Raw genomic sequence first — 22,866 nt, forward strand, 5'->3', positions numbered from 1 at the left:
CAGTATCAGTCCAGGTGGTCGCCTTCGCCACTGGTGTTCCTTCCTATATCTACGCATTTCACCGCTACACAGGAAATTCCACCACCCTCTACCATACTCTAGCTTGTCAGTTTTGAATGCAGTTCCCAGGTTGAGCCCGGGGATTTCACATCCAACTTAACAAACCACCTACGCGCGCTTTACGCCCAGTAATTCCGATTAACGCTTGCACCCTCTGTATTACCGCGGCTGCTGGCACAGAGTTAGCCGGTGCTTATTCTGTCGGTAACGTCAAAACACTAACGTATTAGGTTAATGCCCTTCCTCCCAACTTAAAGTGCTTTACAATCCGAAGACCTTCTTCACACACGCGGCATGGCTGGATCAGGCTTTCGCCCATTGTCCAATATTCCCCACTGCTGCCTCCCGTAGGAGTCTGGACCGTGTCTCAGTTCCAGTGTGACTGATCATCCTCTCAGACCAGTTACGGATCGTCGCCTTGGTGAGCCATTACCTCACCAACTAGCTAATCCGACCTAGGCTCATCTGATAGCGCAAGGCCCGAAGGTCCCCTGCTTTCTCCCGTAGGACGTATGCGGTATTAGCGCTCCTTTCGAAACGTTGTCCCCCACTACCAGGCAGATTCCTAGGCATTACTCACCCGTCCGCCGCTGAATCCAGGAGCAAGCTCCTCTCATCCGCTCGACTTGCATGTGTTAGGCCTGCCGCCAGCGTTCAATCTGAGCCATGATCAAACTCTTCAGTTCAAACATCTTTGGGTTTTTAAGAAACCCTAAACTTGGCTCAGCAATCGTTGGTTACATCTTTGATTTCTCGCGGAGTAACTTGTGATGCTGATAATCTTGTTGACTATCAGTCTGACTCCACAAGCACCCACACGAATTGCTTGATTCAGTTGTTAAAGAGCGGTTGGCTAAGATCTTTCGTCTCAACCGAGGCGCGCATTCTACAGCAGCCTCATTTGCTGTCAAGTGATTATTTTCAGAAGTTTTCGAAGAATTCTTCAACAACTTCAACCACTTGCGCTTCCGATCTCTCGTTAGCGGGAGGCGAATTCTACAGCGTTACTCGCTGTTGTCAACACCTCTTTTTCTCCGCTTTCGACCGAGAAGATCGAACCGTTAAAAGAGCCAAACATCACCGCTCTTTCAACTCCTTCCAGGCTTCGATGAACTGAAGCAACCCACTGCCGAAAACCGTATAACTCATTGAATCTCAAGGAGTTTTCCGTTTCGACTGCGCCGGAAGTGGGGCGAATTATAGACTCCTAGAATTCGCCGTCAACCCCCAATCTCAACTTTATTCAGATTTCAGCGTAATTCGCGCAAACGCCTTCTTGCCAGCCTGGCAAACGTGGGTCGCACCCACTACGTATATAAAGGAACGATCAACGACCTCACCATCTATACGCACACCACCGGAAGCGAGCAGATCGCGCGCCGCCGCAGAGTTCTTCACCAGCCCTGCTTTATTAAGGACGGCAGCAATCGGCATATCCTCAGCAGAAGCCAATTCGATTTCCGGCAGATCATCCGGCAGCTCACCATCCTTCATACGGTTACCCGCTGCACGATGAGCATTAGCCGCAGCCTCCTCACCATGGAAGCGCGCAACGATCTCTTCCGCCAGCTTGATCTTGATGTCACGCGGATTAGCACCTGCCTCCACATCGGCGCGGAACGCATTGATCTCATCCATGGAGCGGAAGCTGAGCAATTCAAAGTAGCGCCACATCAACGCATCCGGAATCGAAACCAACTTGCTGTACATGACACCCGGAGCTTCCTGAATGCCGACATAGTTGCCCAGCGATTTGGACATCTTCTTGACGCCATCCAGCCCCTCGAGCAGCGGCATGGTCAGAATGCACTGAGCCTCTTGACCATAACCACGTTGCAGCTCGCGCCCCATCAGCAAGTTGAACTTCTGATCGGTACCACCCAACTCGACGTCCGCACGCAGAGCGACCGAGTCATAACCCTGAACCAGCGGATAGAGGAACTCGTGAATAGCGATCGGCTGATTGGTGGTGTAGCGCTTGTCGAAGTCATCACGCTCAAGCATACGAGCGACGGTGTATTGCGAAGTCAGACGAATGAAGTCCGCCGGCCCCATCTGATCCATCCAGGTGGAGTTGAAAGCAACTTCGGTTTTCGCCGGATCAAGAATCTTGAAAACCTGAGTCTTGTAGGTTTCAGCGTTTTCCAGAACCTGCTCGCGCGTCAGCGGAGGACGAGTTGCGCTTTTGCCGCTCGGATCACCGATCATCCCGGTGAAATCACCTATAAGGAAGATCACCTGATGCCCCAGATCCTGGAACTGGCGCAGCTTATTAATAAGCACGGTGTGGCCCAAGTGCAGATCCGGAGCGGTTGGATCGAAACCAGCCTTGATACGCAGCGGTTGGCCACGCTTGAGCTTCTCGATCAGCTCGGACTCAACCAACAGTTCTTCCGCACCACGTTTAATCAGCGCTAGCTGCTCTTCAACCGACTTCATAACAGACCCGCAAGGCTCAGATTCAAAGGGAACCAACCATACAAGATCGCGCACCAATTACAAGTTTTGCCCGGCGCACGGACACCAATCCACAGACGTGATGTCTGTAGACTTGCTTAAGAGATGATTTGGTTATATTTTATACAGTTATTTCATCTTCATCATGTCATTCATCTTTTCCAATTCATCACTATTCAAAGTCAAAACTACTTATGACCACTGAACCGTCTAAAGCGCCACCGCTTTACCCGAAGACCCACCTGCTCGCCGCAAGTGGTATCGCCGCCCTTCTCAGCCTGGCGCTCCTGGTATTTCCTTCCAGTGATGTTGAAGCCAAAAAGACGACCCTGAGCCTTGAACTGGAAAGTCCTGCTGAACAACTGACACAAGATCAAGACGCTGCTGACGCCGCTCAAGCCACAAATGAGCCAGTAGCCTCACCGTTTGCACAAATCGAAAACACAGAAGAAAACGCTCCGCAAACCGCGGAAGCCAAACCTGCGCCCGAACCTCTCGCGGAAAAACCGAAAGCGCCAGGTCACCGGGAAGTCGTCGTTTCCAAGGGCGATACGCTTTCGACACTGTTCGAAAAAGTCGGCCTTCCAGCCACAGCCGTGCATGAAATACTGGCCAGCGACAAGCAAGCCAAACAGTTCAGCCAGCTCAAACGCGGCCAGAAGCTCGAATTTGAACTGAACCCGGAAGGCCAGCTCACCAGCCTGCACAGCAAGGTCAGCGATCTTGAAACCATCACGCTGACCAAGAATGACAAGGGTTACGCCTTCAATCGTGTAACCGCAAAACCTACCGTTCGTACCGCTTACGTTCACGGAGTGATCAACAGCTCGTTGTCACAGTCCGCTGCGCGTGCAGGCCTCTCTCACAGCCTGACCATGGATATGGCCAGCGTATTCGGATATGACGTCGACTTCGCACAAGACATCCGCCAGGGTGACGAATTCGATGTGATCTACGAACAGAAAGTGGTCAACGGTAAAGCTGTTGGCAATGGCCCGATCCTGTCCGCCCGCTTCACCAACCGCGGCAAGACCTACACCGCCGTGCGTTACACCAACAAGCAAGGCAACAGCAGCTATTACACCGCCGACGGCAATAGCATGCGCAAGGCGTTCATCCGAACGCCGGTGGACTTTGCCCGCATCAGCTCGAAGTTCTCCATGGGCCGCAAACACCCTATCCTCAACAAGATACGCGCGCACAAAGGCGTTGATTACGCTGCGCCACGCGGCACGCCAATCAAGGCTGCCGGTGACGGCAAAGTGCTGCTGGCCGGCCGTCGTGGCGGTTACGGCAACACTGTGATCATCCAGCACGGCAACACCTACCGCACGCTATACGGCCACATGCAAGGCTTCGCCAAAGGCGTGAAAACCGGCGGCACGGTCAAGCAAGGCCAAGTAATCGGTTTCATTGGCACGACAGGGCTGTCCACCGGACCGCACTTGCACTATGAGTTCCAGGTCAACGGCGTTCATGTCGATCCACTGGGCCAGAAGTTGCCAATGGCCGATCCGATTGCAAAAGCAGAACGTGCCCGCTTCATGGCTCAGAGCCAGCCGTTGATGGCGCGTATGGATCAAGAGAAGGCCACCATGCTGGCTTCGAGCAAGCGTTAAGCCATGGCCCTTTATATCGGTGTGATGTCCGGAACCAGCCTCGACGGCCTGGACATTGCCCTGATCGAACAGACCTCGGCGATCAACCTGATCGCCACGCACTACATTCCCATGCCTGAATCCCTGCGCGCCGAGCTGCTTGGCTTGTGCGCCAGCGGCCCTGACGAGATCGCCCGCTCGGCGATTGCCCAGCAGAACTGGGTGAAGCTTGCCGCACAGGGCATTCACACCCTCCTCGACCAGCAACAGCTCAAACCGGAGGCGATTCGCGCGATTGGCAGCCACGGCCAGACTATTCGCCATGAACCGGCTCGAGGTTTCACCATACAGATCGGCAACCCTGCCCTGCTGACCGAGCTGACAAGCATCACCGTTGTCAGCGACTTCCGCAGTCGCGATGTCGCTGCCGGTGGTCAAGGTGCCCCTCTGGTGCCCGTCTTCCATGAAGCTTTGTTCGAAGAGCGTACCGGTAACCAGGCTGTCCTGAATGTCGGCGGCTTCAGCAATCTCAGTCTGATAGAGCCGACCAAGGCTGTAGCCGGTTTCGACTGCGGTCCAGGGAATGTGCTGATGGATGCCTGGATTCACCAGCAACGCGGTGAAAACTACGATCGCAATGGCCAGTGGGCCGCTACCGGCACCGTTGAACCAACGCTGCTGAAAGCATTGCTCAGTGATCCGTTCTTCATGACCAAGGGCCCGAAAAGTACCGGCCGAGAAGTGTTCAACCTGCCTTGGCTGGAGCAGCACCTCTCACGTCTGCCAGCCTTCCCTGCTGAAAACGTACAGGCCACGCTGCTCGAGCTGACAGCGTTGACCGTTGTCGAGTCGCTGCAAAGCGCTCAAACGGATACTCAAGAGCTGCTGGTCTGTGGCGGTGGCGCGCACAACGCCACATTGATGAAGCGATTGGCTGATCTGCTGCCGAACGCAAAAGTCGCCAGCACCGCCACCCACGGTGTTGATCCGGACTGGGTTGAAGCCATGGCGTTCGCCTGGCTGGCCCATTGCTGCCTCGAAGGTATCGCCGCCAACCGGCCAAGTGTTACTGGCGCCAAAGGGCTGCGCGTACTGGGCGCCATCTACCCCAACTAAACAAAACGCTGACAACAAAAAACGCCGCAGAACCCAAGGCTCTGCGGCGTTTTATTGTGTGCAGCGAAGTGCGATCAGATCGAGAACGAAGAGCCGCAACCACAAGTCGTGGTGGCGTTCGGGTTCTTGATCACGAAGCGCGAACCTTCCAGACCTTCCTGGTAGTCCACTTCTGCACCGGCCAGGTACTGGAAACTCATCGGATCAACCACCAGGCTCACGCCTTCGCGCTCGACGATGGTGTCATCCTCAGCCACATCTTCATCGAAGGTGAAACCGTACTGAAACCCTGAACAACCGCCGCCCGTAACGAATACGCGCAGCTTCAAGCGATCATTCCCCTCTTCATCGACCAGGCTCTTCACCTTGTGCGCAGCACCTTGGGTGAATTGCAAAGCCGTGGGGGTGAAGGATTCGACGCTCATGCTGACTATCTCCCGGCGTTACGCCGCCATAATGCGTGATGACGCGCATTATCCGCTTGTCCGAGAAAATCGGTCAACTATTGTTACGGTATATCAATAAACCCGACCAGCTGTTCAGCATGCAAAAAGGCCCGTTTGACGGGCCTTTTTGCTGTGTCGGATTAAGTGTTACGGCAGCATGCCGGCATGGGACAGACCCAAGCGCTCATCCAGACCAAACAGGATGTTCATGTTCTGCACAGCCTGACCCGACGCGCCTTTGACCAGATTGTCGATCACCGACAACACCACCACCAGATCGCCATCCTGCGGACGGTGAACCGCAATGCGGCAAACGTTGGCGCCACGCACGCTGCGGGTTTCCGGATGGCTGCCGGCTGGCATTACATCGACGAACGGTTCGTTGGCATAACGCTTTTCAAACAGCGCCTGCAGATCCACCGAGCGATCAACCACGGTCGCGTAAAGCGTGGAGTGAATGCCACGGATCATCGGCGTCAGATGCGGGACGAATGTCAGACCGACATCCTTGCCGCCCGCTGCGCGACGCAGCCCCTGGCGAATTTCCGGCAGGTGACGGTGACCTTTCACCGCGTAAGCCTTCATGCTTTCCGACGTCTCCGAGTACAGGGAGCCTACAGCCGCACCGCGACCGGCACCGCTGACACCGGATTTGCAGTCGGCGATCAGACGCGAAGCATCAGCCAGACCCGCTTCAAGCAGCGGCAAGAAACCCAACTGAGTAGCGGTCGGATAGCAACCTGGCACCGCGATCAGGCGAGCCTTTTTGATCTGCTCACGATTGACTTCCGGCAAACCGTAAACCGCTTCGTCCAGCAGCTCCGGCGCACCGTGCGGCTGACCGTACCATTTGGCCCACTCCTCGGCGTCTTGCAGACGGAAGTCCGCCGACAGATCGATAACCTTGGTGCCCGCCGCCAGCAGTTCACCTGCCAAAGCGTGAGCGACACCGTGCGGTGTGGCGAAGAACACTACGTCACAGGCGCCCAAGGTCTTGATGTCCGGCACGCTGAAGGCCAGGCCGTCGTAGTGGCCGCGCAGGTTGGGGTACATGTCAGCCACGGCCAGACCGGCCTCGGATCGGGAAGTGATCACCACCACTTCTGCCTGCGGATGCTGTGCCAACAGACGCAGCAGTTCGACACCGGTGTAACCCGTGCCGCCGACGATACCGACCTTGACCATAAACCTGCCCTCAACGAACCCACTGGAAAGCCGTCGATAATAGGGGCCACGCGGCCCTGCGACAACCGTCAAGGTGACGCGCGGACGCTCAAGCCTCTACTATCCGGCTTACCGTGAATAAGGGAATAACTAAAAATGCTCTATCTGTGGATCAAAGCGTTTCACATCGTCAGCGTCGTTTGCTGGTTTGCCGGCCTGTTTTACCTGCCGCGACTGTTCGTTTATCACGCGCAAAGTGAAGACACGGTCAGCAAAGAACGCTTCAGCGTCATGGAGCGCAAGCTGTATCGCGGCATCATGGGCCCGGCAATGATCGCCACGCTGATCTTCGGCGGCTGGCTGATCTATCTCAACCCGGGCATCTTCAGCATGGGCGGCTGGATTCACGCCAAACTGACCCTGGTCGTCTTGCTGATCGGTTACCACCATATGTGCGGCGCGCAGGTAAAACGCTTCGTCCGTGGCGAGAACACCCGCAGCCATGTCTTTTATCGCTGGTTCAATGAAGTGCCGGTTCTGATATTGCTGGCTATCGTGATTCTGGTCGTGGTCAAGCCGTTCTAACTTTAATAAGTCAATCACTTCGGGGTACTTCCAATGTCGCTGCCCGCTTTGCTCGAACAACGTCTGCGCCTGCCTGTGGTGGCGGCGCCGATGTTCCTGATTTCCAACCCTGAACTGGTGCTGGCCTGCTGCCGCAATGGCGTGGTCGGCAGTTTTCCCGCGCTGAACCAGCGCGAAAGCAGCGGGTTCAAGGCTTGGCTGGAACAGATCGAAGCGGGCCTCGCGGCGCTGGACAACCCCGCGCCGTACGCGGTGAACCTCATCGTGCACAACAGTAATCCACGCTTGCAGGCGGATCTGGCCATTTGCGTGGAGCACAAGGTGCCGATCGTTATCACCAGCCTTGGCGCGGTGAAGGAACTGGTCGATGCAGTGCACAGTTATGGCGGCCTGGTCTTCCACGATGTCACCACCCGTCGGCATGCCGAGAAGGCCGCCGAGGCTGGTGTCGACGGTCTGATTGCGGTCGCGGCCGGGGCCGGTGGCCATGCCGGCACCTGGAGTCCGTTTGCGCTGATCGCCGAGATTCGCGAGTTCTTCGACAAAACCCTGCTGCTTGCAGGATGTCTTAACCACGGCCATGAGATTCTCGCCGCACAGATGCTCGGCGCGGATTTGGCCTACTTCGGTACGCGCTTTATCGGCACCACCGAAAGTCATGCACCTGACGCCTACAAGGAGATGCTGCTGACAGCCAAAGCGGCCGACATCATCCATACTCCAGCGGTGTCGGGAGTGCCGGCCAGTTTCATGCGGCAAAGCCTGGAGGCGGCCGGTTTCGACATGGCAGCGCTACAAGGTAAAGGCGAAGTGAATTTTGGCGACAAGCTCAAACCGATCAGCGATGAAGCCAAAGCCTGGAAGACCGTGTGGTCAGCCGGGCAAGGCGTGGGGCAGATCGACGATCTGCCAGGCGTGGATCAGTTGATCGCTCGACTCGATGCTGAATATCGTCAGGCACAGGAACGCGCAGCACAGCTGCCGAAACGCTGGCCAAGGTAAAAATCAAGCCAGTCGCTCATGGACTGGCCTTACACTAACGACCTTTCATTCTCTTCGCGACAAGGATGCCTCGGCCATGAGCGAACCCCGTTACAAGATCGTTTTCGACGGTGCTCTACAGCCCGGTGTCGATATCACCACTGCCAAGCTCAATCTGGCGGATTTGTTCAAAAGCGATGTTGCAGCCATCGAGCGACTGTTCAATGGCAGTACCGTGGCGCTTAAGCGTGATCTGTCGCACAGCGATGCGCAGACTTATCTGCAGGCATTGAGCAAAACCGGGATTGACGCACGGATCGAATCTGACACGGCCATCGAGCTGAATCTGTCGGACGTCCACGAGCACTCCCCCGCTCCCGCCTACGCGGAACCGAACTCACCTTATGCGCCACCCCGCGCCAGTGTTGGTGAAAACCTTCCGGCATTCGCCGTGCTCAAACCGTTAAGCGTCGAAGGCCGGATCGGACGTCTGCGCTTTCTGGCCTGGACGATGGTCGTGACGCTGGTAAGCCTGCCAATTCTCAGCATTTTTGCGCTGATCGCCGTCGGCCTTGTCAGTTCCGACTCCACCAGCGGCCTGATCATCGGCGGCCTCATCGCGGCCATTCTGGGTTTGGCGCTCATCATCATCAGCATTTTGTTCACCGTTCAACGCCTGCACGATATCGGCTGGTCCGGCTGGCTCTGGCTGCTGAATCTTGTCCCGTTGGTGGGCAGCATCTTTCCTTTTGTGATCATGATTGTGCCGGGCAATACCGGTGCCAACCGCTACGGGCCACCACCTCCGCCCAACAGCACAGCAGTCAAGGTGCTGTGCTCTCTGTGGATCGTATTCATCGGGCTGTTTTTCGTAGGTGGAATGCTCGGCGGGATCTCCGCCATTCAGCAGGAATACGAAACCAGCCTCGAAAGCAGCTACGACAGCGGCTCGGTAACTACCGATGAAATCGACGTCGAGGTCGAACCGGCAGCGAATTCCGCCGACGATGCAGCCGAAGCGGCGCAGGCCCCTGTAGACTCTGCGAAAGAATGAACAGCGCTCCCCGCCGTGACACCTGCGTCGCTGGCGCGGAGCTGTTGCGATGGAGAAATGCATGACCCGTTACGCTCTGATCACTGGCGCCTCCAGCGGTATCGGCCTGGCCATGGCCGAAGCGCTGGCCCGGCGCGGCCGCAGCCTGATTCTGGTGGCACGACAGCGTGATCAGCTGGAAAGTATTGCGATCGAGTTGACCCAGCGCTTCGGCGTCGAGGTGCTGTTTCGCGCCTGCGACCTCGGTGAGCCGTTGCGCCTGTCCGGCTTTTTGCTGGAACTGGAAGAAGGTGACCGGCAGATCGATCTGTTGGTGAACTGCGCCGGCATTGGCACCTGTGGTCCATTCCTGGCTCAGGACTGGATGACCGAGCAGGACTTGATCGAGGTGAACATCCTCGCCCTCACCCGTTTGTGCCATGCGATCGGCAACAGCATGGCGCTGCAAGGCGGTGGGCAGATTCTCAACGTTGCCTCGGTAGCGGCGTTCAACCCCGGCCCGTGGATGAGCACCTATTACGCCAGCAAGGCCTATGTGCTGCACTTCTCCGAAGCACTGCGAGTTGAACTCAAACAGAGCGCGGTGAAGGTTTCAGTGCTCTGCCCCGGCCCGACCCGCACGGCGTTTTTCCGCACCGCGCAGTTGAACAGCGACAAACTCAAAGACAGCAAGTTGCTGATGAGCCCCGAAGAGGTCGCGCTGTACACCGTGCGTGCGCTCGACAAGAACCGCGCAATCATTATTCCGGGACGACGCAACCGCTGGTTCGCGTTTCTGCCGCGACTGGGTTCGCGCTGGCTCAACCGCACCATCGTCGGCATGGTCAACAAGGCTTACTGCCCGCGCTGAACTGTCCTACGGCAAAACACTGGGCGGGTTCTTTCCCCATGAGTACACTCAGACCAGCCCACACCACGGAGAAAACAGCAGTGGATACTCTGTTCACCAAGATCATCAACCGGGAAATCCCGGCCAAGATCATCTACGAGGACGACCAGGTTCTGGCGTTCCACGACATCGCACCTCAGGCGCCAGTGCACTTTCTGGTGATCCCGAAAAAACCGGTGCGCACCCTCAATGACCTGACCGAAGACGACAAGGCATTGGCCGGGCACATTCTTTTCACAGCCCAGCGTCTGGCGCTGGAGCTGGGCTGCGAAGACGGCTTCCGGGTGGTGATGAACTGCAATGAGAAAGGTGGGCAGACCGTCTACCACATTCATATGCACGTACTCGGTCAGCGCCAGATGAACTGGCCGCCGGGCTGATCCACGGCAAATCTGTGGGAGCGCCCTGCTCCCACATGACCCAGCGCAAACGCTCCCCGGCCGATTCGGTTAAACTGGCCGCCGAGATTCTTCCCGGAGGTCAGCATGACTACCCAACGTCACTACTCGCCGATTGACCGTCTTCTGCTGCAAGCCGATGCCGCGATGCGTACCTTGCTGCCCTTCAGCGGCCAGCCATACCGTCCGTCGCCAGCGATTCTGCAGCCAGACACGCAGATGAGCGACGAAGACACTCGCCACGTCGCCGGCCTGATGCGTATCAACCATACCGGCGAAGTCTGCGCCCAGGCGCTGTATCAAGGGCAGGCCCTGACCGCCAAGCTGCCGCAGGTGCGCGAAGCCATGGAGCACGCAGCCGAAGAAGAGATCGATCATCTGGTCTGGTGCGAACAACGCCTTCACCAGTTGGGCAGCCATACCAGCGTTCTCAATCCGCTGTTCTACGGCATGTCGTTCGGGATTGGCGCGGTGGCCGGGCTGATCAGCGACAAGGTCAGCCTCGGGTTTGTCGCAGCGACCGAGCATCAGGTGTGCAAACACTTGAACGAGCATCTGGAACAACTTCCGGCCGAGGACGAGAAGTCCCGGGCGATTCTGGAGCAGATGCGTATTGATGAGGAGCATCATGCGGAGAGCGCGCTGGATGCTGGCGGCTTCCGTTTTCCGGCGCCGGTGAAGTTCGGGATGAGTCTGTTGGCGAAGGTTATGACCAAGAGTACTTATCGGATCTGAAGCTTTAGAGGCTTTAAGGGCCTCACCGCTAGTAGGCTCACTCCTACAGGGTTATGTGTTTGCGCGATAAAAAAGGCGACTACCACTAAGTAGTCGCCTTTTTTGCGCTTGGATTTCTTACGTCGGCATGTTCCGCGCGTAGAAAATTTCGAGCATTTCGTGTTTCACACGCTCAGTCACTTGAGCGCGCTGCCCAGGAGACAGGCTGCTGGTGGCGTCGCCGAACAGGTAGTTGTCCAGTTCGAAGTCCTTCAGCAGCATTTTGGTGTGGAACAGATTTTCCTGGTACACGTTCACGTCGGTCATCTGGTACGCGTCGCGGGTGTCTTCGGACAGGTAGTTCTGAATCGAATTGATCTCGTGGTCGATGAAGTGTTTGTTGCCTTCAACATCACGGGTGAAACCACGCACACGGTAATCCACAGTCACAATGTCCGAATCGAACTGGTGAATGAGGAAATTGAGCGCTTTAAGCGGTGAAATGACACCACACGTCGACACATCGATGTCCACACGGAAGGTGGCAATGCCGTCGTCCGGGTGGATTTCCGGATAGGTGTGCACCGTGATGTGGCTCTTGTCGAGGTGAGCCAGGATGATTTCAGGCAACGGGCCCGGGGACTCTTCAATCTGGCTTTCAGTCGGGATTACCGGCTCTTCAGAAATCAGAATCGTGACACTGGCGCCCTGAGGTTCATAGTCCTGACTGGCAATGTTCAGGATGTTGGCACCAATGATTTCGACAACTTCGGTGAGAATCTGCGTCAGGCGTTTCGCGTTGTACTCTTGATTGATGTACTCGACGTAAGCCTGCTGGTCTTGCGGGGTTTCCGCGTAGCAGATGTCATAGATGTTGAAGCTCAAGGTCTTTGTCAGGTTATTGAACCCGTGGAGCTTGAGTTTGCTTTTCACCGTTGAAAACTCTCTGTGTATGCGGCCCGGCCGCGTGATCAAGCATGCCCGTCAAGTGCGAACAACGCACCTGCGTAGGACGGTCAACACCTCTTCGCGATGGCGATTTTGGTTATCTGTTCAGGCGGATGACACGTCGGTTGACCGATCACCGCCCTGAAAAAAGTCGCGCATTATGCAGACGTCAGGAGGGGGATCCCCAGAGTCTGCACTGCTTTTATGATAGTTGAATGTCGGTTCAACCGAGTTCGATGATTTCGTAATCGTGGGTGATCGCCACGCCAGCCGCACCGAGCATGATCGAGGCCGAGCAATACTTCTCGGCGGACAGTTCGATGGCGCGCTTGACCTGGGCTTCTTTCAGGCCACGGCCCTTGACCACGAAATGCATGTGGATCTTGGTAAACACTTTTGGATCTTCGGTTGCGCGCTCGGCTTCGAGGAAGGCTTCACAGCTTTCAACAGCCTGGCGCGATTTCTTCAGAATGCTGACCACGTCGAAGTTGCTGCAACCGCCGACGCCCAGCAGGAGCATTTCCATCGGGCGAACACCCAGATTACGACCACCGGCGTCCGGCGGACCGTCCATGACCACGACATGGCCACTGCCGGATTCGCCGAGGAACATGGCTTCGCCAGCCCATTGGATGCGTGCCTTCATCGCCCAGACTCCACTGTAAAAAAAGGGTCGCCAGCTTAGCACAGGGTTTTGCTCTGACCGCGCGACTGTTCCTAGGACGGATGCTCCAACTGCGTAGGTAATTTCTCGAATTTTCGACGAAGTGTCTGGTAAGCTGGCGCCAATTCGCTGGCGCCCCATGCCAGCTGTGTAGCGACCGCCTTCAGCGCCTCATAAAAAAATCAAACATCACCGTGCAGTCTTTTCGGGATACAACCATGGTTGCTATTACCCCCACACCCAAAATCAAGAACCTCGACAAGCTGTTGATGCATTGCCAACGTCGCCGCCATGCGGCCAAGAGCAACATCATTTGCGCTGGCGATCGTTCGGACACGCTGTACTTCATCATCAAGGGCTCGGTAACGATCCTGATCGAGGATGACGACGGCCGCGAGATGATCATCGCGTATCTCAACGCCGGGGATTTCTTTGGTGAACTGGGACTGTTCGAGCAGGCTGGTCAGGAGCAGCAGCGCAGCGCCTGGGTGCGGGCCAAGGTCGAGTGTGAGACTGCGGAAATCAGCTACGCGAAATTCCGCGAATTATCGCAGCAGGATCCGGACATTCTTTACGTGCTCAGCGGACAAATCGCACAACGCCTGCGCAATACCACGCGCAAGGTCGGCGATCTGGCGTTCTTCGACGTTACCGGTCGCGTGGCTCGTTGCCTGCTGGAACTGTGCAAACAGCCGGACGCGATGACCCACCCCGACGGCATGCAGATCAAGGTGACCCGTCAGGAAATCGGGCGGATTGTCGGGTGTTCGCGGGAGATGGTCGGTCGCGTTCTCAAGGATCTTGAGGAACGCAACCTGGTCAATGTGAAGGGCAAGACCATGGTGGTCTTCGGTACACGTTAAACGCGAACGCTTAAACGCTGTACATCTGCGCCAGCATTAAACGAAACAACTCATCGAGACGCGCCAAGGCCTGTGGCGCGTTGAATTTTTCATGCAGGGCAATGTGGCTTTGCGCGCGTACCCGCTGCTCCAGACCACAGGCTTCGTTGAAGCGATTGACCGCTGCCACCATCGAATCCCGCTCGTTATCCATCAGCATCGCACCGTGTACCAAACCCACCGGACGCTGTCCGCCCTGACTCTGGCGCCAGCGCTGGGCGGTGCCGACCATTTTGCGGCCGTCGAGGTTGACGTTGAAGCGACCGTCGCAAAACGCGCCCTCGATTTCTCCCAATGACGAAGTGCCGCCCAACTCATCCAGCAATTGGCAGATCGGATCGCACAGACGGCGGTAGCCGGTTTCGATGCGGTTGAGATCGCCTTCGCTGCGAGGCGGTGCGTAAACCAGTGCGATATTGATGGTCGCGGCCGATTGCGGGACCGGTTCGCCGCCGGTTTCGCGTAGCAGCACCGGCCAGCCGGCGGCGGCGGAGACTTCGCAGGCGTGTTCGAATCCGGGTAGGCGGTTCAAGCGGCGAGGCATGACCAGAGCGCGGTCGCTGGGCTGCCAGAATAGAAGGCCGAATTCGGCGTCGCCGGCACAGATCGAGGCCAGCAAGTCCTGTTCGGCTTGCAGGCCGGCTTCGATGGTCAGGGAGGTTGGCAGCGGCATAGCGGACTCCGGCAGATCTGGAATCTTTAGGGAACTGGCTGGCCTCTTCGCGGGCAGCCCGCTCCCACTGGGGGCGCGGGTGCCTGTGAAGGAGTGATCAGTCGAGGGTCGAACCACTCACCGAAACACCGCGCTCCGGGAAGAACAATCGTTGCAGCTCAGTACCCGGGCTTTCGGCGCGCATGAACGCCTCACCGACCAGGAACGCATACACGTCGCTGATCTCCATCAGCTCGACATCGGCACGGTTGAGGATGCCGCTCTCAGTGATTACCAGACGATCACGCGGAATACGCGGCAGTAGATCGAGGGTGGTTTCCAGGCTGACGTCGAAGGTATGCAGGTTACGGTTGTTGACCCCGACCAGTGGCGTGTCGAGGGTTTTCAACGCGCGCTCCAGCTCATCGCCGTCGTGCACTTCCACCAGCACATCGAGACCAACGCCTTTTGCCACGGAAGCCAACTCGGCCATTTTCACGTCGTCCAGCGCGGAGACGATCAACAACACACAGTCGGCGCCCAGCGCACGGGCTTCGACGATCTGGTATGGATCGATCATGAAGTCCTTGCGGATCACCGGCAGCTTGCACGCGGCACGGGCCTGCTGCAGGTAGGCATCGGCGCCCTGGAAGTAATCGATATCAGTCAGCACCGAGAGACAGGTCGCCCCGCCCTTCTCGTAGCTTTTGGCGATGTCGGCGGGAACAAAGTTCTCGCGGATCACGCCTTTGCTTGGCGAAGCCTTTTTGATTTCGGCAATCACCGCCGGTTGTTTTTTCTTGGCCTGCGCCAGCAAAGCCCGGGCGAAACCACGGGGTGCATCGGCCGCCTTGGCCAGACTTTCCAGCTCGCTCAGGCTGACACGAGCGCTACGCTCGGCGACTTCCTGAACTTTGCGCGCCAGAATGTTTTCCAGAACCGTCGGTACACTCATCCCTCATTCTCCACTTTGAATACCGCGGTAAAGGCACCCAGCTCCTCGAGTTTTTCCCGAGCGAGGCCGGTGTGCAGGGCGTCGTGCGCAAGCTCCACGCCCTGTTTCAAACTGCTGGCTACGTCGGCGGCGTACAGCGCTGCACCGGCGTTGAGCACAATCATTTCAGCGGCTTTCTGGCCGTTTTCAGTCTTGCGCTTGCCCAGCGCATCGCGAATCAACGCCAACGAAGCTTCCGGGCCGTCGACCGACAGGCCGTGCAGGCTCTGGCTCTTCATGCCTAGATCTTCCGGCTCGACCCAATACTCGGTGATCTCGTTGTTCTTCAGCTCGGCAACAAAAGTCGGCGCCGCCAGACTGAATTCGTCCAGACCGTCCTTCGAATGCACCACCAGCACATGCTTGCTACCCAGACGCTGCAAGACTTCAGCCAACGGCCGGCACAACGCCTGATTGAACACACCCACCACCTGATGTTTAACACCGGCCGGATTCGTAAGCGGGCCGAGCATGTTGAACAGCGTACGCAGGCCGAGATCGCGGCGCGGGCCGGCGGCGTACTTCATGGCTTTGTGGTGTGTCTGGGCGAACATGAAACCGATGCCGACGTTGTCGATGCAACGGGCGACCTGCACCGGCGTCAGGTTGAGGTAGATGCCGGCGGCTTCCAGCAAGTCGGCACTGCCACTCTTGCCCGAGACCGCGCGGTTGCCGTGCTTGGCCACGGTGCAACCTGCTGCCGCAACGACAAAAGAAGAAGCGGTGGATACGTTGAAAATATTCGCACCGTCACCGCCGGTGCCAACCACATCGACCACACCGTCGAGGGTCTTGAGTTCGACCTGATCGGCCAGCTCACGCATCACCGATACCGCGCCGACGATTTCGTCGATGCTCTCGCTCTTCATGCGCATGGCCATCATGAACGCGCCGATCTGTGCCTCGGTGCACTGGCCGGTCATGATTTCGCGCATCACATCGCGCATTTCATCGGTGCTGAGGTCGAGGTGATCGACGATACGGCCCAGGGCTGTCTTGATATTCATGGGAAGTCCTTAGCGCGTGCCGCCGGTTTGTTTGAGGAAGTTGGCAAACAGTTCATGGCCCTGTTCGGTCAGGATCGACTCGGGGTGGAACTGTACGCCCTCAATGTTCAGGGTCTTGTGACGCAGGCCCATGATTTCGTCGACCGAACCATCATCGTGTTGCGTCCACGCGGTCAGTTCCAGGCAATCGGGCAACGTCTCGTGCTTGACGATCAACGAGTGGTAGCGGGTGACGGTCAGTGGATGATTCAGGCCTTGGAAAACGCCCTTGTCCTCGTGGAATACCGGACTAGTCTTACCGTGCATCACTTGGCGGGCACGCACCACATCACCACCAAAGGCTTGGCCGATGGACTGGTGGCCGAGGCAGACGCCGAGGATCGGCAGTTTGCCGGCGAAGTGCTTGATGGCGTCGATAGAGATGCCGGCTTCGGTCGGCGTGCAAGGGCCAGGGGACACGACGATACGCTCGGGCTTGAGCGTTTCGATTTCAGCAATGGTCAATTCATCGTTGCGCACGACTTTGACCTCGGCACCCAGCTCGCCGAGGTATTGCACAACGTTGTAAGTAAAGGAGTCGTAGTTGTCGATCATCAGCAACATGGCGTTTCGAACCTCTTGAATTCTGACTTGAAGACAGCCTTCAGATGACTTGCCCGCAGGGCGCTGCACGATGTCGGACACGCAAGTGGCGTCGGCAAAGCGGCATTTCAAACGGGCAAGGAAGGCAAAGCGATACAGATCCGGCCGGGCCGGCAGAAAAGATTCAGGCGCGCCAACGCCAACGGGCGTGTGCCTTGATGACTTGATCCAGAAGTTTGCTGGTGATCAACACGGGGAAGGTCTCGTTCATACGTTCCGGCACAGTAACTTAGCTGGGCAGAGCGTGCAATATGGCGGGCCCTTCGGGGGAGAAATCCAAGGGAGGGTTCGCGACCGATGGCACTAGGCCGGAAGTTTTTGGTACTGTCGTTTCGTTCACCTACAACAATAAATAAAACGGACTTGCTCATGATCAAACAGACGTTGTTTGTACCGCTGGCCGGCTGCTTGCTCGCACTGGCCTGTGCCCAGGCGAATGCGGCGCCCAATCCTTATTCGAATTTCATTGTCTTCGGCGACAGCCTCAACGACGCCGGGACCTTCGCCGATAGCGGCGGCCCGGCGGGTTCTACTGAACGCTATACCAACCGTACCGGCCCGGTTTATCTGGATGGCAGCGGTGAGCTGTATTCGCTGAACTCCACCCAACTGCTGGGCGGACGCCTCGGCTTTACGGCGGATCAGACGGCCTCTTCCAGTTCGGCAGTGCGCGCCGACAATGGCCAGCCCGACGGTAATAACTGGGCGGTCGGCGGCTACCGCACGGATCAGATCCTCGATTCGATCACCACGCAATCAGCCACCGGTGAACGCACCCGCGCCGGCTACCTGCCGTCAAACGGTTTCCGTGCCGATCCGAATGCGCTGTATTACATCTCCGGCGGCGGTAACGACTTCCTGCAAGGTCGTATTCTCAGCCTGCCCCAAGCCAATGCGGCGGCAGATCGACTGGCCGATAGCGTGCAAACCCTGCAAACCGCCGGTGCCAAATACGTGATGGTCTGGTTGCTGCCTGACGTCGGTTTGACCCCGGCCATCAACGGCACGCCGTTGCAGGCGTTCAGCAGTACGCTCGCCAGCCAGTTCAACAGCCAGTTGACCACCCGCCTGCAAGGCATCAACGCCGAAATCATTCCGTTGAACATTCCGGTGCTTCTGTCCGAAGTGTTTGCCGATCCAGGACGTTTCGGCCTCGCCACAGACCAAAACCTGACCGCAACCTGCTTCAGCGGCAGCAGTTGCACGGAAAACGCCCGTTACGGCATCAACAGTGGGACACCGGATCCGAGCAAGCTGATCTATAACGACGGCGTGCATCCGACTGAAGCCGGGCAGAAACTGATTTCCGATTACGCCTATTCCCTGCTGGCCGCGCCGTGGGAATTGACGCTGCTCCCGGAAATGGCCCACGCCACCGTGCGCGCGCATCAGGATGAACTGCGCAGCCAATGGCAGGCGGACTGGGAAAACTGGCAGGCAGTCGGCCAATGGCGCGCCATTGTTTCCGCCGGCGGCCAGCACCTGGACGTCGACAGCCAAAGCAGCGGCGCCAGCGCCGACGGCAGCGGTTACAACCTCAACGTGGGTGGCAGCTATCGCCTCAATGAGGCTTTGCGCGTTGGCGTGGCAGCGGGTTTTTACCGGCAGAATCTGGAGGCCGGTCATAACGATTCGGACTACAAACTCAACAGCTATCTGGCTACAGCGTTTGCCCAGTTCCAGCAAAATCGCTGGTGGGCTGATGCCGCGCTGACTGGTGGCAAGCTCGACTACGACAACCTCAAGCGCAAGTTCGATCTGGGTGTCAGCGAGGGGGCGGAGAAAGGTGATACCGACGGCCATCTGTGGGCATTCAGTACCCGCGTCGGCTACGACATCGCCCAGCCGGGCAGTGAATGGCATCTGTCGCCATTCGTCAGCGCCGACTACGCCAGTGTCGACGTCGACGGCTACTCGGAGAAGAGCAACCGCGCCACCGCACTGACTTTCGATGATCAGGCGCGCGATTCGAAACGTTTGGGCGTGGGTATTCAGGGCAAGTACAACTTCACTCCGCAAACTCAGGTGTTCGGCGAGTACGCCCACGAGCGTGAGTACGAAGATGATGTGCAGAAGGTCAACATCGCGCTCAACACCCTGCCGGCCAACGACTTCACACTTGAGGGCTATACGCCGCAGAGTCATTTGAACCGCTTGAGCCTGGGCGTCAGCCACAAACTCACGGCGGATCTGGCGCTGCGTGGTGGGTACACATTCCGCAAGGATGATGACTTTACCCAGCAAGGGGTTAACGTCGGCGTCGTGCTGGACTTCTGAAGCGCAGGCACAAAAAAGCGGCGCCCTCTCAGGCGCCGCTTTTTTATGCGTATTCATATTCCTCTGTGGCGAGGGGATTTATCCCCGATCGGCTGCGCAGCAGTCGCAAACCGTTGTTCACGGTATACCTGAAAAATCTCTGTTGCAGGTTTCAGGGCCGCTCCGCGCCCCATCGGGGATAAATCCCCTCACCACAGAGGATCGCTCCCACAGGTTTTACGCGGATTCAGGCTTCTGGGGTTTGCTCGGCCAGGGCCACAGCGCGGAACATCGCCCGACGCTTGTTCAGGGTTTCTTCCCATTCCAGCGCCGGCACCGAGTCGGCAACGATGCCGCCACCGGCCTGCACATGAAGTTCGCCGTTCTTGATCACTGCGGTACGGATGGCAATTGCGGTGTCCATGTTGCCGTTCCACGCGAAGTAACCGACCGCGCCGCCATACACACCACGCTTGACCGGTTCCAGTTCGTCGATGATTTCCATCGCGCGAATCTTCGGTGCGCCCGACAAGGTGCCCGCCGGCAGAATTGCCCGCAGCGCGTCCATCGCCGTCAGCCCGGCTTTCAACTGGCCGGTGACATTGGACACGATGTGCATCACGTTGGAATAACGCTCGATGACCATCTTCTCGGTGAGCTTCACCGAACCGATTTCCGAAACGCGACCAGTATCGTTACGACCGAGGTCGATCAGCATCAAGTGCTCGGCGATCTCTTTGTCGTCCGACAGCAGATCTTCTTCCAGCGCCAGATCCGCCTCTTCGGTCGCACCACGCGGTCGCGTCCCGGCAATCGGGCGCACGGTGATCAGATTGTCTTCTACCCGCACCAGCACTTCCGGCGAACTGCCGACGACGTGGAAGTCGCCGAAGTTGAAGAAGTACATGTACGGCGTCGGGTTGAAGCAACGCAGTGCACGATAGAGATCAATGGGTGCAGCCTTGAAGTCGATCGACATGCGCTGCGACGGCACGACCTGCATGCAGTCACCGGCAAGGATGTATTCCTTGATGGTGTCGACGGCTTTTTCGTAATCGTCCTGGGTGAAACTGGAGCGGAATACCGGGTCAGCCGATTGCTGCTTGCTGAAGTCCAGGCCACGACGCGGGGTGATCGGTTGGCGCAGTTTCTCCAGCAGGCCCTGCAATTGCGCCTGACCTTGCTCGTAGGCATCCGCCTGAGCAGGGTCGGCCAGTACGATTGCGTGCATCTTGCCGGCGAGGTTGTCGAACACCACGACCGCATCGGAAACCATGAGCAGAATGTCCGGCACGCCCAGCGGATCAGGGTTCGGGCATTTGCCCAGACGCTTTTCCACATAACGCACGCAGTCGTAACCGAAGTAACCGACCAGACCGCCATTGAAACGCGGCAGACCGGCGATGGTCGGCACGTTGTAGCGAGCCTTGAAGGTTTCGACGAAGGCCAACGGGTCTTCGACGTCATGGCTTTCAGTCTCGACGCCATCGACGGTGATACTGACGTGATGGTCGTGAACCCGCAGCACGGTGCGGCACGGCAGACCGATGATCGAGTAACGGCCCCATTTCTCGCCACCCTGCACCGATTCGAGCAGGTAGGAGTTGGGCTGGTCAGCCAGTTTCAGGTAGATCGACAGCGGCGTGTCGAAGTCGGCCAGGGTTTCGCAGGCCAACGGAATGCGGTTGTAGCCATCAGCGGCCAAGCGCAGGAATTCTTCGCGGATCATGAGGTGCCTCGTGGTGTGAGGTGCTAATCAGTCAGGTAGGCAAACGTGCCGGCGGGCCGGCCAGGAACAAGTCAGGCGCGCCAACGCCAGCGGGCCAGGGCCTTGATGACTTTCATCCAGAGTTTGCGAGTGACCACCACGATGGCGTTTCCGGCAGGGGGTTGAACAGCGTCGGGCAACGTTATCCCACCGGCCAGATCCAGGCAACCGGGAATTAGCTTGCGCAGATCGTCAATCACCAGCGCCGGGGATTCTTCGGCGATTGGTCGGCCATGGTTATAGCCATAACTCAGCGCCACGCATTTGACCCCCGCCGCTTTCGCCGCCAGCACATCGCTGCGCGAGTCGCCGACGAACAGCGATTGCGAGGCCGGGATGTTGGCCATTTTCATCACGAAGAACAGCGCTGCTGGATCAGGCTTCTTCTGCGGCAGGGTGTCGCCGCCAATGATCCACTTGAAGTAGCGGCCGATTTTCATCTGATCCAGCAGCGGCGCGACAAAACGCTCCGGTTTGTTGGTGATCAGTGCCATCGCCACGCCCTGCTTGTGCAGCCATTTCAGGGTGTCGCGCACGCCGGGATAGACCACGGTCAGCTCATGGCTGGCGCCATAGGCTTCCATGAACACTTCCAGCGCATGTTCGGCCTCGACGTCGTCGACAGCCGAGTGATCAATACCGCCGGCCAGCGCACGACGCACCAACACTGGCGCGCCGTTGCCGACCCACTCGCGCACCGAATCGATGCCCGCAGGCTGGCGGCCGAGGCTGAGCAGCATGTTGTCCACCGCCGCCGCCAGGTCGGGAACCGAGTCGATCAGCGTGCCATCCAGATCGAACATCACCAACCGTGGCAGTTTGCCCGGGAACAGCTGCTCAAAACCGCTCATGGGCGTGCCAGTGCCAGTTCGGAACGCATCTTGTCGATGACTTCCTGATAGTTCGGCGCGTTGAAGATCGCCGAGCCGGCAACAAAGGTGTCAGCGCCAGCGGCAGCGATTTCACGGATATTGTTGACGTTGACGCCGCCGTCGATTTCCAGACGAATGTCACGGCCCGACGCATCAATGATTGCCCGCGCTTCGCGCAGTTTGTCGAGGGTGCCGGGAATGAATTTCTGTCCGCCGAAGCCTGGGTTGACGCTCATCAGCAAGACCATGTCGACTTTGTCGATCACGTACTTGAGCACGTCCAGCGGGGTCGCCGGGTTGAACACCAGACCGGATTTGCAGCCGCCCTCGCGGATCAGTTGCAACGAGCGATCGACGTGCAGCGTGGCTTCCGGGTGGAATGTGATGTAAGTCGCGCCGGCTTCGATGAAGTCGCCAACAATGCGATCCACCGGACTGACCATCAGGTGCGCGTCGATTGGCGCGGTGATGCCGTACTTGCGCAATGCCGCGCAAACCATCGGACCGATGGTCAGATTGGGCACGTAGTGGTTGTCCATGACATCGAAGTGGACGAAGTCGGCGCCAGCGGCCAGGACGTTGTCCACTTCTTCGCCGAGGCGGGCGAAGTCGGCGGAGAGAATCGACGGAGCAATTACGAAGGGCTGCATGACGCACCTTTTCTGAGCTAAATCACGATGGCGCGCATTGTATACCTCA

General features: G+C 57.9%; 22 protein-coding genes and 1 rRNA gene (1 of these 23 running past the window's edge). 10 read left to right on the plus strand and 13 right to left on the minus strand.

Annotated features, from left to right (window positions below; genetic code table 11):
- Together ACA074_RS25145 and tyrS are read right to left on the minus strand one after the other, a co-directional pair.
- Positions 1 to 746, minus strand: a 16S ribosomal RNA gene (locus ACA074_RS25145) (it extends 791 nt beyond the left edge of the window).
- A gap of 553 nt (positions 747 to 1,299) precedes the next feature.
- Entirely contained in the window at positions 1,300 to 2,499 is a 1,200-nt protein-coding gene (tyrS, locus tag ACA074_RS25150) for a tyrosine--tRNA ligase (protein WP_187681133.1), read from the minus strand.
- Between the two features lie 212 nt (positions 2,500 to 2,711).
- Between tyrS and ACA074_RS25155 the strand changes: the two genes are divergently transcribed.
- Entirely contained in the window at positions 2,712 to 4,136 is a 1,425-nt protein-coding gene (locus tag ACA074_RS25155) for a peptidoglycan DD-metalloendopeptidase family protein (RefSeq protein WP_187681131.1), read from the plus strand.
- A 3-nt stretch (positions 4,137 to 4,139) separates the two neighbouring features.
- Positions 4,140 to 5,231 (plus strand): anhydro-N-acetylmuramic acid kinase, encoded by a 1,092-nt coding sequence (locus ACA074_RS25160; RefSeq protein WP_497677979.1) that lies wholly within the window; start codon positions 4,140 to 4,142, stop codon positions 5,229 to 5,231.
- Positions 5,232 to 5,305: 74 nt separating this feature from the next.
- Here ACA074_RS25160 and erpA read toward each other — a convergent pair whose 3' ends face one another.
- A complete protein-coding gene (erpA, locus tag ACA074_RS25165) occupies positions 5,306 to 5,656 on the minus strand; it encodes an iron-sulfur cluster insertion protein ErpA (RefSeq protein ID WP_003228776.1) in 351 nt (116 codons plus the stop codon).
- Between the two features lie 168 nt (positions 5,657 to 5,824).
- Entirely contained in the window at positions 5,825 to 6,862 is a 1,038-nt protein-coding gene (gene argC, locus ACA074_RS25170) for an N-acetyl-gamma-glutamyl-phosphate reductase (protein WP_401270052.1), read from the minus strand.
- A 135-nt stretch (positions 6,863 to 6,997) separates the two neighbouring features.
- Between argC and hemJ the strand changes: the two genes are divergently transcribed.
- The 6 genes from hemJ to coq7 all read left to right on the plus strand — a co-directional run bounded on the left by hemJ (position 6,998) and on the right by coq7 (position 11,483).
- Positions 6,998 to 7,426 carry a protoporphyrinogen oxidase HemJ gene (gene hemJ, locus ACA074_RS25175; RefSeq protein WP_497677980.1) on the plus strand — a complete coding sequence of 143 codons (429 nt, stop codon included), beginning with the start codon at positions 6,998 to 7,000 and terminating at the stop codon, positions 7,424 to 7,426.
- 33 nt (positions 7,427 to 7,459) lie between these two features.
- Positions 7,460 to 8,428: an NAD(P)H-dependent flavin oxidoreductase gene (locus ACA074_RS25180; protein WP_489879408.1), complete on the plus strand. Its 969-nt coding sequence runs from the start codon at positions 7,460 to 7,462 to the stop codon at positions 8,426 to 8,428.
- Positions 8,429 to 8,504: 76 nt separating this feature from the next.
- Positions 8,505 to 9,461, plus strand: coding sequence for a DUF805 domain-containing protein (locus tag ACA074_RS25185; RefSeq protein WP_187681132.1), 957 nt, complete (start codon positions 8,505 to 8,507; stop codon positions 9,459 to 9,461).
- A 61-nt stretch (positions 9,462 to 9,522) separates the two neighbouring features.
- Positions 9,523 to 10,311 carry an SDR family NAD(P)-dependent oxidoreductase gene (locus ACA074_RS25190; RefSeq protein ID WP_034155108.1) on the plus strand — a complete coding sequence of 263 codons (789 nt, stop codon included), beginning with the start codon at positions 9,523 to 9,525 and terminating at the stop codon, positions 10,309 to 10,311.
- Between the two features lie 80 nt (positions 10,312 to 10,391).
- The gene (locus ACA074_RS25195) at positions 10,392 to 10,730 is read left to right on the plus strand and encodes a histidine triad nucleotide-binding protein (protein WP_053124353.1); all 339 of its coding nucleotides are present in this window, start codon (positions 10,392 to 10,394) and stop codon (positions 10,728 to 10,730) included.
- 105 nt (positions 10,731 to 10,835) lie between these two features.
- Entirely contained in the window at positions 10,836 to 11,483 is a 648-nt protein-coding gene (gene coq7, locus ACA074_RS25200; protein ID WP_123469224.1) for a 2-polyprenyl-3-methyl-6-methoxy-1,4-benzoquinone monooxygenase, read from the plus strand.
- Positions 11,484 to 11,600: 117 nt separating this feature from the next.
- On the opposite strand, the gene speD is transcribed toward coq7, so the two are convergent.
- Both speD and ACA074_RS25210 read right to left on the minus strand, forming a co-directional pair.
- Positions 11,601 to 12,395 carry an adenosylmethionine decarboxylase gene (gene speD / locus ACA074_RS25205; RefSeq protein ID WP_497677981.1) on the minus strand — a complete coding sequence of 265 codons (795 nt, stop codon included), beginning with the start codon at positions 12,393 to 12,395 and terminating at the stop codon, positions 11,601 to 11,603.
- 238 nt (positions 12,396 to 12,633) lie between these two features.
- Entirely contained in the window at positions 12,634 to 13,056 is a 423-nt protein-coding gene (locus ACA074_RS25210) for an OsmC family protein (protein ID WP_007941657.1), read from the minus strand.
- 236 nt (positions 13,057 to 13,292) lie between these two features.
- Between ACA074_RS25210 and crp the strand changes: the two genes are divergently transcribed.
- Positions 13,293 to 13,937: a cAMP-activated global transcriptional regulator CRP gene (gene crp / locus ACA074_RS25215; protein ID WP_123532372.1), complete on the plus strand. Its 645-nt coding sequence runs from the start codon at positions 13,293 to 13,295 to the stop codon at positions 13,935 to 13,937.
- A 10-nt stretch (positions 13,938 to 13,947) separates the two neighbouring features.
- Here crp and ACA074_RS25220 read toward each other — a convergent pair whose 3' ends face one another.
- The 4 genes from ACA074_RS25220 to ACA074_RS25235 all read right to left on the minus strand — a co-directional run bounded on the left by ACA074_RS25220 (position 13,948) and on the right by ACA074_RS25235 (position 17,232).
- Positions 13,948 to 14,649, minus strand: coding sequence for a lipoate--protein ligase family protein (locus tag ACA074_RS25220; RefSeq protein ID WP_497658195.1), 702 nt, complete (start codon positions 14,647 to 14,649; stop codon positions 13,948 to 13,950).
- Positions 14,650 to 14,746: 97 nt separating this feature from the next.
- A complete protein-coding gene (gene trpC, locus ACA074_RS25225; protein ID WP_497658196.1) occupies positions 14,747 to 15,583 on the minus strand; it encodes an indole-3-glycerol phosphate synthase TrpC in 837 nt (278 codons plus the stop codon).
- Positions 15,580 to 16,629 carry an anthranilate phosphoribosyltransferase gene (gene trpD, locus ACA074_RS25230; RefSeq protein WP_187681122.1) on the minus strand — a complete coding sequence of 350 codons (1,050 nt, stop codon included), beginning with the start codon at positions 16,627 to 16,629 and terminating at the stop codon, positions 15,580 to 15,582. Before trpD ends, trpC begins: the two co-directional genes overlap by 4 nt.
- Positions 16,630 to 16,638: 9 nt before the next feature.
- On the minus strand, positions 16,639 to 17,232 hold the full coding sequence (locus tag ACA074_RS25235) for an aminodeoxychorismate/anthranilate synthase component II (RefSeq protein WP_497677982.1): 594 nt from the start codon (positions 17,230 to 17,232) through the stop codon (positions 16,639 to 16,641).
- Between the two features lie 408 nt (positions 17,233 to 17,640).
- Between ACA074_RS25235 and estP the strand changes: the two genes are divergently transcribed.
- Positions 17,641 to 19,548, plus strand: a complete 1,908-nt coding sequence (gene estP / locus ACA074_RS25240) for an esterase EstP (protein ID WP_497677983.1) — start codon at positions 17,641 to 17,643, stop codon at positions 19,546 to 19,548.
- A 226-nt stretch (positions 19,549 to 19,774) separates the two neighbouring features.
- On the opposite strand, the gene trpE is transcribed toward estP, so the two are convergent.
- The 3 genes from trpE to rpe all read right to left on the minus strand — a co-directional run bounded on the left by trpE (position 19,775) and on the right by rpe (position 22,817).
- A complete protein-coding gene (gene trpE / locus ACA074_RS25245) occupies positions 19,775 to 21,256 on the minus strand; it encodes an anthranilate synthase component I (protein ID WP_401270068.1) in 1,482 nt (493 codons plus the stop codon).
- Between the two features lie 71 nt (positions 21,257 to 21,327).
- On the minus strand, positions 21,328 to 22,146 hold the full coding sequence (locus ACA074_RS25250) for a phosphoglycolate phosphatase (protein WP_489879406.1): 819 nt from the start codon (positions 22,144 to 22,146) through the stop codon (positions 21,328 to 21,330).
- Positions 22,143 to 22,817, minus strand: a complete 675-nt coding sequence (rpe, locus tag ACA074_RS25255; protein ID WP_003228808.1) for a ribulose-phosphate 3-epimerase — start codon at positions 22,815 to 22,817, stop codon at positions 22,143 to 22,145. Before rpe ends, ACA074_RS25250 begins: the two co-directional genes overlap by 4 nt.
- Between the last annotated feature and the right edge of the window lie 49 nt (positions 22,818 to 22,866).

The sequence above is a fragment of the Pseudomonas sp. LBUM1655 genome (assembly GCF_059716085.1).

What these genes read in the sequence shown, in the direction of transcription:
- tyrS (WP_187681133.1), bottom strand. Translation starts at nt 2,499, where the DNA reads ATGAAGTCGGTTGAAGAGCAGCTAGCGCTGATTAAACGTGGTGCGGAA.
- trpC (WP_497658196.1), bottom strand. Translation starts at nt 15,583, where the DNA reads ATGAGTGTACCGACGGTTCTGGAAAACATTCTGGCGCGCAAAGTTCAG.
- ACA074_RS25190 (WP_034155108.1), top strand. Translation starts at nt 9,523, where the DNA reads ATGACCCGTTACGCTCTGATCACTGGCGCCTCCAGCGGTATCGGCCTG.
- crp (WP_123532372.1), top strand. Translation starts at nt 13,293, where the DNA reads ATGGTTGCTATTACCCCCACACCCAAAATCAAGAACCTCGACAAGCTG.
- ACA074_RS25160 (WP_497677979.1), top strand. Translation starts at nt 4,140, where the DNA reads ATGGCCCTTTATATCGGTGTGATGTCCGGAACCAGCCTCGACGGCCTG.
- ACA074_RS25210 (WP_007941657.1), bottom strand. Translation starts at nt 13,056, where the DNA reads ATGAAGGCACGCATCCAATGGGCTGGCGAAGCCATGTTCCTCGGCGAA.
- coq7 (WP_123469224.1), top strand. Translation starts at nt 10,836, where the DNA reads ATGACTACCCAACGTCACTACTCGCCGATTGACCGTCTTCTGCTGCAA.
- ACA074_RS25235 (WP_497677982.1), bottom strand. Translation starts at nt 17,232, where the DNA reads ATGTTGCTGATGATCGACAACTACGACTCCTTTACTTACAACGTTGTG.
- erpA (WP_003228776.1), bottom strand. Translation starts at nt 5,656, where the DNA reads ATGAGCGTCGAATCCTTCACCCCCACGGCTTTGCAATTCACCCAAGGT.
- ACA074_RS25250 (WP_489879406.1), bottom strand. Translation starts at nt 22,146, where the DNA reads ATGAGCGGTTTTGAGCAGCTGTTCCCGGGCAAACTGCCACGGTTGGTG.
- estP (WP_497677983.1), top strand. Translation starts at nt 17,641, where the DNA reads ATGATCAAACAGACGTTGTTTGTACCGCTGGCCGGCTGCTTGCTCGCA.
- ACA074_RS25220 (WP_497658195.1), bottom strand. Translation starts at nt 14,649, where the DNA reads ATGCCGCTGCCAACCTCCCTGACCATCGAAGCCGGCCTGCAAGCCGAA.
- ACA074_RS25185 (WP_187681132.1), top strand. Translation starts at nt 8,505, where the DNA reads ATGAGCGAACCCCGTTACAAGATCGTTTTCGACGGTGCTCTACAGCCC.
- ACA074_RS25155 (WP_187681131.1), top strand. Translation starts at nt 2,712, where the DNA reads ATGACCACTGAACCGTCTAAAGCGCCACCGCTTTACCCGAAGACCCAC.
- trpE (WP_401270068.1), bottom strand. Translation starts at nt 21,256, where the DNA reads ATGATCCGCGAAGAATTCCTGCGCTTGGCCGCTGATGGCTACAACCGC.
- ACA074_RS25180 (WP_489879408.1), top strand. Translation starts at nt 7,460, where the DNA reads ATGTCGCTGCCCGCTTTGCTCGAACAACGTCTGCGCCTGCCTGTGGTG.
- rpe (WP_003228808.1), bottom strand. Translation starts at nt 22,817, where the DNA reads ATGCAGCCCTTCGTAATTGCTCCGTCGATTCTCTCCGCCGACTTCGCC.
- hemJ (WP_497677980.1), top strand. Translation starts at nt 6,998, where the DNA reads ATGCTCTATCTGTGGATCAAAGCGTTTCACATCGTCAGCGTCGTTTGC.
- trpD (WP_187681122.1), bottom strand. Translation starts at nt 16,629, where the DNA reads ATGAATATCAAGACAGCCCTGGGCCGTATCGTCGATCACCTCGACCTC.
- argC (WP_401270052.1), bottom strand. Translation starts at nt 6,862, where the DNA reads ATGGTCAAGGTCGGTATCGTCGGCGGCACGGGTTACACCGGTGTCGAA.